The 12,195-nt window shown below is 70.2% G+C and carries 14 protein-coding genes and 2 pseudogenes; 7 read left to right on the top strand and 9 right to left on the bottom strand.

What is annotated here, in order from left to right:
- Nucleotides 1-13 precede the first annotated feature (13 nt).
- The 5 genes from O7632_RS19005 (at nucleotide 14) to O7632_RS18985 (ending at nucleotide 3,672) form a co-directional block, all read left to right on the top strand.
- Nucleotides 14-493: a metalloregulator ArsR/SmtB family transcription factor gene (locus O7632_RS19005; RefSeq protein ID WP_278116126.1), complete on the top strand. Its 480-nt coding sequence runs from the start codon at nucleotides 14-16 to the stop codon at nucleotides 491-493.
- A gap of 195 nt (nucleotides 494-688) precedes the next feature.
- The gene (locus O7632_RS19000; protein ID WP_278116124.1) at nucleotides 689-1,048 is read left to right on the top strand and encodes a hypothetical protein; all 360 of its coding nucleotides are present in this window, start codon (nucleotides 689-691) and stop codon (nucleotides 1,046-1,048) included.
- Nucleotides 1,049-1,191: 143 nt separating this feature from the next.
- Nucleotides 1,192-2,646 (top strand): ATP-binding protein, encoded by a 1,455-nt coding sequence (locus tag O7632_RS18995; RefSeq protein WP_278116122.1) that lies wholly within the window; start codon nucleotides 1,192-1,194, stop codon nucleotides 2,644-2,646.
- 46 nt (nucleotides 2,647-2,692) lie between these two features.
- Entirely contained in the window at nucleotides 2,693-3,013 is a 321-nt protein-coding gene (locus tag O7632_RS18990; RefSeq protein WP_278120179.1) for a hypothetical protein, read from the top strand.
- Nucleotides 3,010-3,672 (top strand): nucleotidyl transferase AbiEii/AbiGii toxin family protein, encoded by a 663-nt coding sequence (locus tag O7632_RS18985; RefSeq protein WP_278116120.1) that lies wholly within the window; start codon nucleotides 3,010-3,012, stop codon nucleotides 3,670-3,672. Before O7632_RS18990 ends, O7632_RS18985 begins: the two co-directional genes overlap by 4 nt.
- Nucleotides 3,673-3,778: 106 nt before the next feature.
- Here the strand turns inward: O7632_RS18985 and O7632_RS18980 are convergent, their stop codons facing one another.
- The 3 genes from O7632_RS18980 to pip all read right to left on the bottom strand — a co-directional run bounded on the left by O7632_RS18980 (nucleotide 3,779) and on the right by pip (nucleotide 6,159).
- Nucleotides 3,779-4,687: a MerR family transcriptional regulator gene (locus O7632_RS18980; RefSeq protein WP_278116118.1), complete on the bottom strand. Its 909-nt coding sequence runs from the start codon at nucleotides 4,685-4,687 to the stop codon at nucleotides 3,779-3,781.
- Nucleotides 4,688-4,691: 4 nt separating this feature from the next.
- Nucleotides 4,692-5,063 carry a phosphotransferase gene (locus O7632_RS18975; protein WP_278116116.1) on the bottom strand — a complete coding sequence of 124 codons (372 nt, stop codon included), beginning with the start codon at nucleotides 5,061-5,063 and terminating at the stop codon, nucleotides 4,692-4,694.
- Between the two features lie 112 nt (nucleotides 5,064-5,175).
- Nucleotides 5,176-6,159: a prolyl aminopeptidase gene (pip, locus tag O7632_RS18970; protein ID WP_278116114.1), complete on the bottom strand. Its 984-nt coding sequence runs from the start codon at nucleotides 6,157-6,159 to the stop codon at nucleotides 5,176-5,178.
- 62 nt (nucleotides 6,160-6,221) lie between these two features.
- On the opposite strand from pip, the pseudogene O7632_RS32260 reads away from it, so the two are divergent.
- Nucleotides 6,222-6,872, top strand: a pseudogene (locus O7632_RS32260) (DUF6597 domain-containing transcriptional factor); the annotation flags it as partial.
- A 199-nt stretch (nucleotides 6,873-7,071) separates the two neighbouring features.
- A pseudogene (locus O7632_RS18960) lies at nucleotides 7,072-7,650 on the top strand (dihydrofolate reductase family protein); the annotation flags it as partial.
- A gap of 140 nt (nucleotides 7,651-7,790) precedes the next feature.
- On the opposite strand, the gene O7632_RS18955 reads toward O7632_RS18960, so the two are convergent.
- From O7632_RS18955 to O7632_RS18930, 6 genes are all read right to left on the bottom strand, one after another.
- Complete coding sequence (locus O7632_RS18955) at nucleotides 7,791-8,273, bottom strand: GNAT family N-acetyltransferase (RefSeq protein ID WP_278116112.1); 483 nt, start codon at nucleotides 8,271-8,273, stop codon at nucleotides 7,791-7,793.
- 233 nt (nucleotides 8,274-8,506) lie between these two features.
- Nucleotides 8,507-9,250: a D-Ala-D-Ala carboxypeptidase family metallohydrolase gene (locus tag O7632_RS18950; RefSeq protein ID WP_278116110.1), complete on the bottom strand. Its 744-nt coding sequence runs from the start codon at nucleotides 9,248-9,250 to the stop codon at nucleotides 8,507-8,509.
- A 226-nt stretch (nucleotides 9,251-9,476) separates the two neighbouring features.
- Nucleotides 9,477-10,295 carry a phosphotransferase gene (locus O7632_RS18945; protein ID WP_278116109.1) on the bottom strand — a complete coding sequence of 273 codons (819 nt, stop codon included), beginning with the start codon at nucleotides 10,293-10,295 and terminating at the stop codon, nucleotides 9,477-9,479.
- Nucleotides 10,296-10,396: 101 nt separating this feature from the next.
- A complete protein-coding gene (locus O7632_RS18940; RefSeq protein ID WP_278116106.1) occupies nucleotides 10,397-10,942 on the bottom strand; it encodes an NUDIX hydrolase in 546 nt (181 codons plus the stop codon).
- 138 nt (nucleotides 10,943-11,080) lie between these two features.
- Complete coding sequence (locus O7632_RS18935) at nucleotides 11,081-11,263, bottom strand: DUF397 domain-containing protein (protein WP_278116104.1); 183 nt, start codon at nucleotides 11,261-11,263, stop codon at nucleotides 11,081-11,083.
- A complete protein-coding gene (locus tag O7632_RS18930) occupies nucleotides 11,253-12,140 on the bottom strand; it encodes a helix-turn-helix transcriptional regulator (RefSeq protein WP_278116102.1) in 888 nt (295 codons plus the stop codon). Before O7632_RS18930 ends, O7632_RS18935 begins: the two co-directional genes overlap by 11 nt.
- Nucleotides 12,141-12,195: the final 55 nt, after the last annotated feature.

The following is a 12,195-nucleotide window of genomic DNA, read 5'->3' as shown; positions in this document are numbered from 1 at the left end:
GACGCTGATGGCGGTGCGGGTGATCGTGGTGGTGCGGATGATCGTGGTGGTGGTCGTGGGCCATGCCGGGTCACCTCTGCTCGCCGTCGCCGGGCGGGTGGCGGTGTCGGCCACCCGCCCGGCAGAATATGTGCTCATGTACGCACGCGACAACGCTGCAGGTGCCACAGTAGGGCAGCAGCCACCGACCGGGGCGCAGGTAGACGCGGCGGTGACCGCGTTGCGGATGCTTGCCGACCCGACCCGGCTGCGTCTGCTGTGGCACCTGCGTGACGGCGAACACGACGTCGGCACCCTCGCCGCGTCGGTCGGCGCCGCCCGGCCGGCCGTGTCGCAGCATCTGGCGAAACTGCTGCTCGCCGGCCTGGTCACCAGCCGCCGCGACGGCCGCCGCGTGCTCTACCGGGCGCGCGGCGGCCACGTCCGCCGCCTGGTCACCGAGGCCCTGCACGCCGCCGACCACCACCTGACCGGCGCCCCCGACCACGACTGATCCCCGGATCAGTCGTGGTCGGGATCAGATGCCGGCGTACGCCTTCGACGTCGACGTCGGGCAGGACCCGCTCGAGCCACCTCGGCAGCCACCACGCCGACCGACCGAGCAGCGACAACACCGCCGCCGACGCCGAGGCGCTGCGCCACGAGGCCGCCGACGCTGGCCGTCGACACCGCCGCCGGCTGGATGCTGATGGCTGGAGCCGGGGAGACGCTGCGGGTGGTGAGCCAGCGTGAGCGCGGCCTGGACCGGTGGTACGCCGTCCTGCCGCTCTACGCCGACGTGCAGCTCGACTCGGCCGGCGACGTCGACGAACTGCTCGCCCTCGGGGTGCCCGACCGGCGGCTGGCCACCCTGCCGCAGGCGTACGAACGGATCGTCGACGCCGTCGGCGCCGAACCGCGTTTCCGCGACGCGGGGCCGACGGTGGCCGGCCTGTGCCCCGAACTCGCGGGGTACGGGCTGCCGGAGCTGCTGCAGCACGACGACCTGCGACACCACGCCGTTCCGCGACGCCTACCTGACCCCGTACGCCGAGCGGTTCGCCGGTGACCTGGTGGCCGCCGCCCGGCAGACCCTGACCCGGCTGCGGATGTTCCTCGACGGCCGCCCGTAGCCGGCGCGACCGACCACCGCTGGTCCCCGCGTCAGTGACAAAACGAGGAGTACACTTCGACGAAACGTACTCCTCGTTTTTGGAGGTCGTCCTGATCGCGAAACCGGCCCGGATCTTCGACCGGGACTTCGAGTGGCGGCAGCTCACCGCGTTCCTCGCCCGATCAGGTCCGCAGCTGGGGGTGGTCAGCGGCCGACGCCGGCAGGGCAAGACGTACCTGTTGGAAGCCCTGACCCGGCAGACCGGTGGGCTCTACTTCGGTGCCACCCAGGCGACATCGGCCGAGTCGTTGCGCCTGTTCACCCAGGCGCTGAACAGCTGGCTGGGCGTCTCGGCCCCGATCCGGTTCGACAGCTGGGACGCCGCCGTCAGCTATCTGTGCGCTCTGCCCGACCGGCCCGGCCCTGTCGTCCTGGACGAGTTTCCCTACCTCAGCAAGGTCGAGCCGGCGCTGCCGTCGATCCTGCAGCGGGAGATCGACCGGGCCGTGTCGGACGACCGGTCGCTGTCGCTGCTGCTGTGCGGGTCGGCGATGTCGGTGATGGGCGGGCTGCTCGCCGGGTCCGCCCCGCTGCGTGGACGGGCCAGCCTGGAGCTCGTCGTCCAGCCGTTCGATCATGTGCTCACCGCCGAGTTCTGGGGGCTGACCGACCCGAAGCTCGCCGTGGCGCACCACGCGGTGGTCGGCGGCACCCCGGCGTACCGGCGGTTCGTCGGTGACGACGCGCCGCGCGACATCGGCGACTTCGACGACTGGCTGGTCCGTACCGTGCTCAGCCCGGCCACCCCGCTGTTCCGGGAGGCGCGGTACCTGTTGGAGGAGGAGGCCGACGTCCGGGACACCGCGCTGTACCACTCGGTGCTGGCCGCCGTCGCCGCCGGCAACAACACCAGGGGCGGGATCGCCGGCTACATCGGCCGCAAGGCGGCCGACATCGGCCACCACCTCAACGTCCTGGAGGACAGCCACCTGCTGGTACGGGAACCGGACGTGTTCCGCTCCGGCCGGACGGTCTACCGGATCGCGGAACCGTTGATCACGTTCTATCAGGTGATCATGCGACCGCAGTGGGGGCTGCTGGAGAGTGGCCGGGCCGAGTTGGTGTGGCGCGACGCCCGCCCCCGGTTCGCCGCGCAGGTGATCGGCCCGCACTTCGAACGGCTGTGCCGGGCGTACGCCCTGACCGCGCCGGCGGAACTGTTCGGCGCGCTGCCTGGTGAGGTCGGCGCGGGAGTTGTCACCGACCCGCAGCGGCGTCGGCAGATCGAGGTGGACGTCGCCGTGTTCGCCCCGGCGGTCCCGGGTGAGCAGCGCCGCCTGCTCGGCCTGGGCGAGGCGAAGTGGGGTGAGGTGATGGGGGCACGCCACGTCGACCGGCTGCGCCGGGCCCGTGATCTGCTCGCCGCCCGTGGCTACGACACCCGGGACACCGTACTGGCCTGCTTCAGCGGGGCCGGGTTCGACGCGGGCCTGACCGACAGCGTCGAACCCGTCCGTACGGTCGGACTCGACGACCTCTACCCATTACCCTGAAAGTGTGGGACGCAGCGAGACCGACGGGCGCAGCCAGGCACGGTACATGGCCAGGCCAGGCCGCCGCGCGGTCGTCGCCGCTGATCTCGCCGAGCTGCGCGGACCGGTCAGCGGGGTCGTCGAGCTGCCGCACCGGCTGCACTGGCAGCCAGACCGCCGGGTCGACCTGAACAATCCCGCGCTGTTGCGGTGGATGTACGAGACCGTGCTGGTCGAAGCCGTCGCCGCGGTCGAGCTGACGACCTGGCTGCACGGCCCGACCCTGGTCCGACTCTGGCCCGACCTGTGGGTCCCGCGTGGCGTCCGACAGGCGTGGGAAGACCGGCACCCGCAGCTGCGCATAGCCCACCAGCCCGCCGCCGCGTGACGCCGGAGGAGTTCCAGGCCGAGGTGGCGCGGCTGGCGCTCGCGGTCGCCCGGCGGCACGGTTTCGCGTTGGCCGGCGGGCACGCCCTGATCGCGCACGGGGTGGTGGACCGGCCGACCGAGGACGTTGACCTGTTCACGGACCAGGCCGGTGGGGTCGCGGCTGCCGCCGACCTGGTGATGTCAGCCCTGAGCCAGACTGGCCTGCACGTCCAAACCGTCGGTGACGCGGACGATGTCGGCGGCGTGTTCGACGGCTTCGAGCACGACCTGGTCGAGTGCGAGGTCAGCAACGAACACCAGGTGGTACGGCTGCAGCTGGTGCGGTTCGACCGGCACCGCCAGCCGGTGATGATGCGGATCGGGCCGGTGCTGCACCTCGACGACGTACTCGGCACCAAGGTGGCGGCGTTGGCCACCCGGGCCGCCCCTCGTGACTACATCGACACTGCTGCCGCGCTCACCCGTTACTCCCGCGACCGGCTGATCGGTCTGGCCCGGCAGGCCGACTCCGGGTTGACCGACGAGGACTTCACCGACGCCATGCAGCGGCTGGACCGGATGGACGATTCCGTCTTCCGCGAGGTCTACGGGCTGACGGCAGCGCAAATCAACGAGGTTCGTCACCGCTTTGCCGCCTGGCCGAGATCTGCGACGTGACGGCCGCCGCCAGGTGAGCCCGTCAAGCCAGGTGACCAGATCGATGTCGAGCGGGGTGCCGGGGTCACCACGACGTTGCCGCCGTGGCGACCCGGCCGATTCGTCGTCAGTCGGCGTGGGCGCGCAGCGCGGCGATGAACCATTCCATCGCCGGCACCTGCGGTGGGGCGGCCGGCCAGCCGTTGAGGACGCCCAGCAGCTGCCAGTAGCGTTCCACCCGCCGGTCGGTGAACGTCTCGGTCTGCGCGGCGAGGCGCAGCCGCTCCGGTCCGGGCAGGTCGGCGTCGACGATCCGGTCGAGGATCTGCCGGGCGTCGGCGGATTCCGGTGCGATGCCGGCCCGCAGCGCCGCGCCGGCTTCCTCGGCGACCCGGGCCGGGTCGAACGGCTGCTCCGCCGGCTGCCGCGCGCCGGTAACCGCCATTTCGCGGACCCGCTGCTGGAACTGTTCGTCGCTGACCAGTTCGGCCAGCTCCACCCAGGCGTCGATCTGCTCGCGGCTGGGGTCGGTCGGCAACTCGGCCGGCAGTTGCCGCATCATCGTGGCGATCCGCGCGCCGGGTGCCTGCGGATCGACTCCGTCGAAGGTCTGGGTGACGAAGTCGTCGATCAGCCGCTGCCGCTGCTGCGCGGTCAGGTTGGCGAGTTTGTGCATGAGTCTCAGCTCCTCTGTCGTACTGTCCCGTTCGGCGATCGACCGCAGCACCGCCCGCCGTACCTGCAGCGCCCGGATCTCCGTGTCCAGCGCCGCCGCGTGCACCTTGGCGACGTCGGCGACGCTGGTCTGCCGGCGCAGCACCTGCCGTACGGTGTCCAGATCCAGACCCAGCTGTCGCAGGGTGTGCACCAGGTCCAGCCGGGCCACCGCCGCCACGTCGTAGAGCCGGTAGCCGGCGGCGCTCCGACCGGCCGGGGTGATCACGTCCTGGTCGGACCAGAACCGGATGGTGCGTACCGACAGGCCGGTACGGCGGGCGAGCTGACCGATGGTGATCAGCTCGGTGCGGTCGTTCATGGCTTCAGCGTGCACCTTCCAGCCGGTGGAGACTCAAGCCGGACGGTACGGGAAATTCTCGGCGGCGTACTCGGAGACGATCTCGGCGAGGACGCGGCGCGCGCTCGCGAACTCCGCGCGCGTTCCGGGCACCGTAGGTGTAGGCGCAGGTGGCGAGCGTTTTCCAGAGTGCCCAGCCGCGTCCGCGTGCCCACGTCGCGGTCGGCTTGCCTTTCGCCACCGGGGTGGGGACGGGCAGCGGCAGCCGGGCGGCGAGAACCGGGAGCCACCGGTGTTCCTTGTCGACCGCCAGGGCGTACTCGGCGGCGCTGGGCAGCCGTACCAGCAGGTCGGGGCCGAGGTGGAAGGTCCAGTTGTCCCAGCCGCCGTTGGCCACCGGCGTGATCGGGTGGTGCGCCAGGTGCGGGACTGGTCGGCGACGAGCCGACGCACCTGGTCCGCGTCGACGGTGACGCGTTGCGGCGGGGGACCGAGCTGCGGGACGTCGCTCACGCCACCGCCCCGGTGTGCCGGGCCATGGTGTCGGCGGCGTCGGCCAGGACGCGGCGGGTCGTGGCGGTGCCGGTGTGTCCGGCGTCGCCGATGACGTGCAGTCGCGCGTCGGGCCAGGCGTGGGCGATCTCCCACGGGGTGATCGCCGGCCCGCTGACGTCGGTACGTCCGTGCACCAGCACCCCCGGGATGCCGGCCAGCTTCGGCACGTTACGCAGGATCTCGCCGTCGGCGAGGAACGCGCCGTTGCCGAAGTAGTGCGCGCAGATCCGGGTCATCGTGAGCCGCTGGCGCAGCTCACCGGCTGAGTACGCGCCCGGGTTGCCGTTGTGCTCCTCGGAGATCAGCGCGTCCTCCCAGGCGCACCACTCGTCGGCGGCGCGCTGCCGTACCGCCGGGTCGGGGTCGGCGAGCAGTTGGCCGTAGCGCAGCAGCACCGGTTCGATCGGGGGCGCGGTGTCGGTCGGCAGCCGGTAGCCGGGCAGGCCGGCGTGGGCGATGAACCGCTGCCACGCTTCGGGGAAGAACCGGCCGGAGCCCCGGTACAGCCAGTCGACCTCGGACCGGCGGGTCATGGTGACCGCGACGAGGATCATGCCGCGTACCCGGTCGGGGTGGTGGGTCGCGTACGCGAGGGCGAGCGTCGCACCCCAGGAGCCGCCGTACACGATCCAGCGGTCGATGCCGAGGTGGGCGCGGAGCCGTTCGATGTCGGCGACGAGGTGGGCGGTGGTGTTGGCGCTCAGGTCGGTGGCCGGGTCGGCGGCCGACGGGGTGCTGCGGCCGCAGTTGCGCTGGTCGAACAGGACGAGGCGGAACCGGTCGGGGTCGAGCGCGTCGCGGTGCCGGGGCGTGCATCCGCTGCCGGGCCCGCCGTGCAGCACCACGACGGGTACGCCGTCGGGGTTGCCGCAGACCTCCCAGTAGACCTGGTGGCCGTCGCCGACGTCGAGCATCCCGGTGTCGTACGGCTCGGTCATTCGCGTACTCCTTCTCGGGTGCCGGCGGGGGCGACGGCCACCACGTCGGCGATGCTGTGGTCATGGAGTACGTGTCCAGAGTGCCGCGACCGCCGCTGGACGGGCTGATCGACGACCTCTACTACCTGGAGGGTACGCCGCCGTACGCTCGGTTGACGCTGCCGCCCACGCCGGCAGCGTTGCTCATCGTCAACCTCGGGGCACCGTTGCGCATCCGTGCCGGCACCGATATCGAGACGGCCGAGTACGGCGACGGCTGCGTGGTCACCATGCCCACCCGCGCGTACGACTTCGGCTACCCGGTCCGGACCCGGTCGGTCGGCGTGCACGTCAAGCCGTGGGGGTTGGCGCCGTTGGTGCCGATGCCGGCGGCCGAGCTGTGCGACCGGCTAGCCTCAGCGGACACACCGCAGGAGATGCTGACGGTGCTCGAGGAGGAGCTGACGCGACGGCTGCGCGCGACCGTCGGCCTGGGACTGGTCCGTCACATCAGCGGTGTCATCACGGCGACCCGCGGGGCGGTGGCGATCGGTGACCTGACCACGGCGGCCGGTGTCAGCAGCACCCATCTGGCACAACGGTTCAAGGAGCTCGTCGGCGTCACGCCGAAACGGCTGGCCCGCATCTCCCGTTTCGCCGCCTCCGTGTTCGCGATCGACCCCGCCGGACCGGTCGACTGGGCCGAGCTCGCCAGCGGCGCTGGCTACTTCGACCAGGCGCACTTCGGCCACGAGTTCCGGGCGTTCACCGGCCTCACGCCGACCCGTTACGTCGAGGTCCGGCGGCGGTTCCTACGCGAAACATCCCGACCATGTGCTGAACAGTTGGCCGCTGCCGGCGGTTTGATTTTCTACAAGAACGCCAGCTCACGGCGCGCTACGTTGATGCCTCCAGACGTAGAGGGGGAGCCTCGTGGGCATAGTGGTCATGTACGGCTCGGTGTCGGTGGACGGCTTCATCGCCGATGTGAAGGACCAGCCCGGACCGCTGTTCGACTGGCTGACCAACGGCGATGTCCCGTTGGACGACAGCGGCGAGCTGACGGTGTCGCGGACCTCCTACGACTACGTCCGGCCGTACTGGGATCAGATCGGGGTGACGATCGTCGGCCGCCACGTTTTCGACATGACGGACGGCTGGGGCGGCACCCCGCCGGCCGGGGTCGACCACATGGTCGTAGTGACGCACCGGGCGGCGCCCGATGGCTGGGACCCGGAGGCGCCGTTTCACTTCGTCGACGGCGTCGAGGCGGCCGTGGCCAGGGCGCAGGAGCTCGCCGGCGACCGCCTCGTCGAGGTCGCCGCCGGCGACGTCGGCGGCCAGGTGCTCGCCGCCGGTCTGGTCGACGAGGTACGCATGGACGTCGTACCCGTCGTGTTCGGCTCCGGCAAACGCTTCTTCGGGTCGGTCGACACGCAGCACCTCCTGGCGGATCCTGACGTGACGATCCCGGGCAACCGGGTGCTCCACCTGCGCTACCGGGTGCGCCGCCAAATCGGCCTGAATGCTGCCGCAGCTGCGGGCCGCTGCGCCGACCGGGCCGCCGACCTGATCGAGGCCGAAATCGGCGGTACGGCAGCAGGTGGGCTGTGACCGGGGCGGATGCGTCACCGCGACCCGCCCCGGATCGATCAGAGTTCCCGGTAGTAGACGGCGACTGGCAGTGGGGTGCAGCCCAGTGCTTCGTAGAGGGCTCGGGCGGGCGCGTGGAACTCGTCCCCGCCTGTGCCGATCTCGACGACCTGGGCACCGAGTTCCCGCATCGCGCCGAACGCGTGCTCGCACAGCGCGGCACCCACGCCGTGCCGGCGGTGCTCCGCAGACACGGCGATGATCGTGACGCTGGCGTTTCTCCGCGCTGGATCTACGGCCCAGGCCACGTAGCCGGCTATGGCACCCTCGATCTCCGCGACCGCGATGAACCTGTGCTGGGCGGGGTCGTGGAGCCCGGCAACCTGCTTGACGTAGTCGTCGCGCCACCTGCCGTGCTGGTTGGCGAAAACCACCTCACCTACGAGGGGCCGGAAGGAGCCCTCGTAGAACGGCCCGAACGTATCGATGGTCAGTTCGGTGAGCCGGGCGAGGTCATGCTGAAGGAACGAGCGGATACGCATGTGAGTGTGCCTCTCAAGCTGAAGTGCTGAAAGCCGACAAAATAGGCATCAGACGGGTCAGCCAGCGGCCACAATCGGCGGCGGGCCGACCTTCAGCGGCGGGTACGCCAAGCGGCGAAGCAACTCATGTTCGGAATCGTACGGGGCGCTGCAACCGTTTTCGCTACGCGGTGCTGCGAAACGATGTCCCCGGTGCCCGGCGGTCGCAACCGCCGGGCACCGGGTAACGACGCTCAGATGCCGCAGCTCGGCGCGGACCAGGACCGGCTCGGGGTGGCACCCAGGTGGGTGTGGTCGTTGTGGCCGGGGTAGCCGGGGCCGAGGATGTTGCTGAAGCCGTGGTTGCGAGCCTGCTGGGCGAGCCGGCAGAACGAGGGCGAGCCGACCAGGTCGACGCCGTCGCCGTACAGGTGTCGGCTGTTGGAGGCGCCGCCGACCGCGCTGTTGCAGGAGTAGCTGCGGAAACCGCTGCTGACATAGAGCGGTACGTTGCCGAGAGCGCGCCGCATGGCCTGGAGCTTCCACATGGATACGAGGGCGTTGAACTTGGCGGTGCTGGCGGACACCGCGCCACCGGACCAGCTGCTGTTGCACTTGTTCATCTCGGCGTAGCTGAAGTTGACCGGCGTGCAGTCGTTGTCCTGGAGCTGGTAGATCTTGTTGAAGGTCTGCGAGCCGGCGACGCCGTCGGCGGCCAGACCGTAGGCCTGCTGGAAGCGGATCACCGCGGACCGGGTGGCGGGACCGTAGACCCCGTCGAGGGCGAGCACCGCGCCGTAGCCCGGGTAGCCGGAGACGCGGATCTGCAGCTGCTTGACATCGTTTCCGGACATTCCCTGGGACAGGGTGCGCCCCCAGGTGTAGCAGCCGTCGGCGTGGGCGGCACTACCGGTGGCGACGACGCCCGCGAGGGCGGTGGCGGCGACGACGGCGCAGGCGACGAGCATCCGGCCGGCCCGGTGGAGAGCAGTCCTCATCGGTCATTCCAATCGACAGTTGACGATCAACTTCGAGATCATCACCCGTCGATCACTCAGTGGTCAAGAGCCATTACTTTCCGCTGTATGTCCTGTGTGGTATGCGCATCCGGCGACGAGTATGGTGGCCTGCCGACGTAACGTCCGGGACACGAAAGCGCCATGGGAATCCTCTCGCCAACATCCGCCGCGCTGACTGGCTAACACGCCGTCGCGCGGCAGCTCCTCAACTTGACGCGGCGGCCGGCGTGGCTCGCCGGTGCGCTTCCCACGCCCGGGCGGCCTCGGCCATGCCGTTCTTCCAGGGGTTCGGGTCGGCGGCGGCGATCTGCGTCCACATCCGGGCGAGGGCGGACGCGAAGACATCGACGGCCCTGGTCGGGGCGCTGGTCCAGGCCGAAGCTGGGCTTACGCACGCTTCGGCCTGCTCCGGGGTGTGCCCGGCGAAGACCAGACGCACGATCAGACAGCTCGGGTCGATGAACCCAGCGCCGAGCGTCGGCCATGCCCAGTCGATCAGGCGGGCCGCGTTTCCGTGGATGAGCACGTTGTCCGGGCTGTAGTCGGTGTGCAGCAGGGTGTCGCCGCGTAGCAGGGGCAGATCGGCCGGCTTGACGTACGCCGCCCATCGCCGCTCGGCCCGTTTGAGCTGGGGGAGGTCGGGACACCAGAGCAGCGCCAGGCGCTGCATCGTGTCGACGACCTTCGGCAGGTCGGGGGAGCCGGGTGCGTAGTCGGCGTGTCGACCGGGAGCGGCCTGGAAGCCGAGCAGGTTCCAGCCGTCCACCTCGGTCTGCCACAGCAGTTCGGGGGAGAGCGGGCTGACGTATCTGCTGACCGCTGCTTCGCGCTCCTGGCTGGCGACCCGGGGGTCTTCGGTGCGCAGGCCCTTGACGAAGATGGGCCCATCACTGGTGCTCAGCAGGATGGCGATGGCGGAGTTCTTGCCAGCCTCAGCGGTACGCGCGGCGCGGACGGTGCCGGTGCGGTGCTCGATCGCCGCGCGAACCAGGGCCGTCAGGTGGTCCCAATCGGTTCGCTGCATTGTCGCCCTCGCGGTCTTCGATCATCGAGCCGCGAAGGAGTTTGCCAGATGCCGCCGTGCCCGGCCTGCACGACAGGCCGGGCACGGCGGGATTCGCTCGATCAGTACGGGTTGTCGACTGCGGCGATCCGCTCGGCCAGAACGGCGGGGGTGATCTCGGTGGCGGGCAGCCACGCGAAGTCGTGAACCTCTTCGGCCTGCAACGTCACATCCCGGGCGGTGGTGGTGAACGCGTAGCGCAGGTCGAAGTGCTGGTGGTCGGGTTCGCCCTTGGCCGGGTTGGCCGGAATCGGGTGGACGTCGATGTCGATCGGCGTCTCGTCGAGCAGAGTCAGCGCCGTGCTGCTGATGCCGGTTTCCTCGGCGACCTCGCGTAGCGCGGCCCCGACCAGGGTGGTGTCGTCGGATTCGAGGTGCCCGCCGGGGCGCAGCCAGGTGTTGAGCGCGTTGTGGCGGATGTGCAGCACCCGCCGGTCCGCGTCGAGGACGAGCGCCGAGCAGGTGACGTGCCCGGTGAACGTCGCGCGGGAGGTCAGGTCGCCGGGCTCGCGCAGGGCGGCGGTCAGCGGAGCGAGCCGGCCGACCTCGTCGGGGTGGCGGTCCAGATAGACGGTGACGGTCGCGGCGATGTGGTCGGCGTCGATCATCGGTGTACCCCCCCCCCGGAGGGTTGGAGTGGGCCAGCCAGGGCTAGCGGGTTGATCTGGACGGAGCGAAGCCCTGGTCCGCCGCTGCGTCATAGCCGGCGGACCAGGGCTTCGTCGTTGGTCGGGAGTGGTGCGGGGTCAGTGTGGGGTCTTCACCGTGTCGACGAAGTGCTGCCAGGCGGCGGTGTCGAAGGTGAGGACCGGGCCGGTCTGGTCCTTGCTGTCGCGTACGGCGACGCGGTACGGGTGGCCGGCTACCTCGACACAGTCGCCCTCGGCATCGGATCGGGTGGACTTACGCCAGACGCCGTCAGCCTTCATCGTCGTACTCCTTGGCGATCCGGGTGATGAACTCGGTCGATTCTAGCGGGGTGAGGCAATGCTGCTTGATCGACGACCAGATGCCCTCGTACACCTCGATCTCGGTGGGTTTGTCGAGGTAGACGGCACCGCACGGGCCGTCGGAGTAGACGGTGGTCGGCTCGGGTGGGCGGACGCTGACCTTGGGGAAGGTCAGGATAGAGAAGGGTGCGACTGCTGGTCTGCTGGGGAGCCCGGCGGCGAAGGTGAGGACCCGGACGGTGACGTTGTGCCGTTGGGTGGCGACGGCGGCGAGGTGTCGCAGTTGGCGGGCCATCGCGGCCCGATCTTTCATCGGGCGGAGCAGGGCAGCCTCGCCGATCACCACGTCGAGGTCGGGTGCCTGTGGGACGACGCGGGCGAGCAGCTTCTGTCGCTTTGACCGGACTTCGATCTTTGCCTGGTGGTCGGCCGGGCTGAGGTCGGGGTTTCCGGTGGTGATGATCTCGGTCATGTACTCCAGGGACTGGAGCAGGCCGGGGATGACGTTCGGCTCGTACTTGCGGATCGTCGAAGCGGCGGCTTCGAGGCCGACGTACAGCTTGAACCATTCTTTGATGGCGTGGTCGTAGCTGTGGTACCAGCCGCGTGACTTGGTCTCGCGGGCCAGGTCGCGCATCGTTGTGATCGTTTCCGGGGGCGCGCCGTAGAGCCGGCACATCGCCTCGGCGTCGTTCGGGTGGATCGGCACCTGGCCGCCCTCGTAACGCCAGATGCGCGGTGGCGACCATTCGAGTGCCTTGGCCGCTGCGGCAACCGTGACATGAGCGTCTTCACGAAGCTCTCTCAGATATCGACCCAGTTGCCTGCGCGGGACAGTGCTGCCGGCGTCGTCCACGAAACCCCGTCCTCTCGTGTCGCGTAATGGTGGGTGGATGTTGGGTTCGAACCTA

The sequence above is a fragment of the Solwaraspora sp. WMMD406 genome, from assembly GCF_029626025.1.
Classification (GTDB): Bacteria; Actinomycetota; Actinomycetes; order Mycobacteriales; family Micromonosporaceae; genus Micromonospora_E.
This window is presented reverse-complemented; position numbering and strand designations above follow the sequence as displayed.

Coding starts and splice junctions, on each gene's coding strand:
- O7632_RS18935 (WP_278116104.1), bottom strand. CDS start 11,263: ATGAAGGCTGACGGCGTCTGGCGTAAGTCCACCCGATCCGATGCCGAG.
- O7632_RS18980 (WP_278116118.1), bottom strand. CDS start 4,687: ATGAACGACCGCACCGAGCTGATCACCATCGGTCAGCTCGCCCGCCGT.
- O7632_RS18940 (WP_278116106.1), bottom strand. CDS start 10,942: ATGATCGACGCCGACCACATCGCCGCGACCGTCACCGTCTATCTGGAC.
- pip (WP_278116114.1), bottom strand. CDS start 6,159: ATGACCGAGCCGTACGACACCGGGATGCTCGACGTCGGCGACGGCCAC.
- O7632_RS18945 (WP_278116109.1), bottom strand. CDS start 10,295: ATGCAGCGAACCGATTGGGACCACCTGACGGCCCTGGTTCGCGCGGCG.
- O7632_RS18990 (WP_278120179.1), top strand. CDS start 2,693: ATGGCCAGGCCAGGCCGCCGCGCGGTCGTCGCCGCTGATCTCGCCGAG.
- O7632_RS18955 (WP_278116112.1), bottom strand. CDS start 8,273: ATGCGTATCCGCTCGTTCCTTCAGCATGACCTCGCCCGGCTCACCGAA.
- O7632_RS18950 (WP_278116110.1), bottom strand. CDS start 9,250: ATGAGGACTGCTCTCCACCGGGCCGGCCGGATGCTCGTCGCCTGCGCC.
- O7632_RS19000 (WP_278116124.1), top strand. CDS start 689: ATGGCTGGAGCCGGGGAGACGCTGCGGGTGGTGAGCCAGCGTGAGCGC.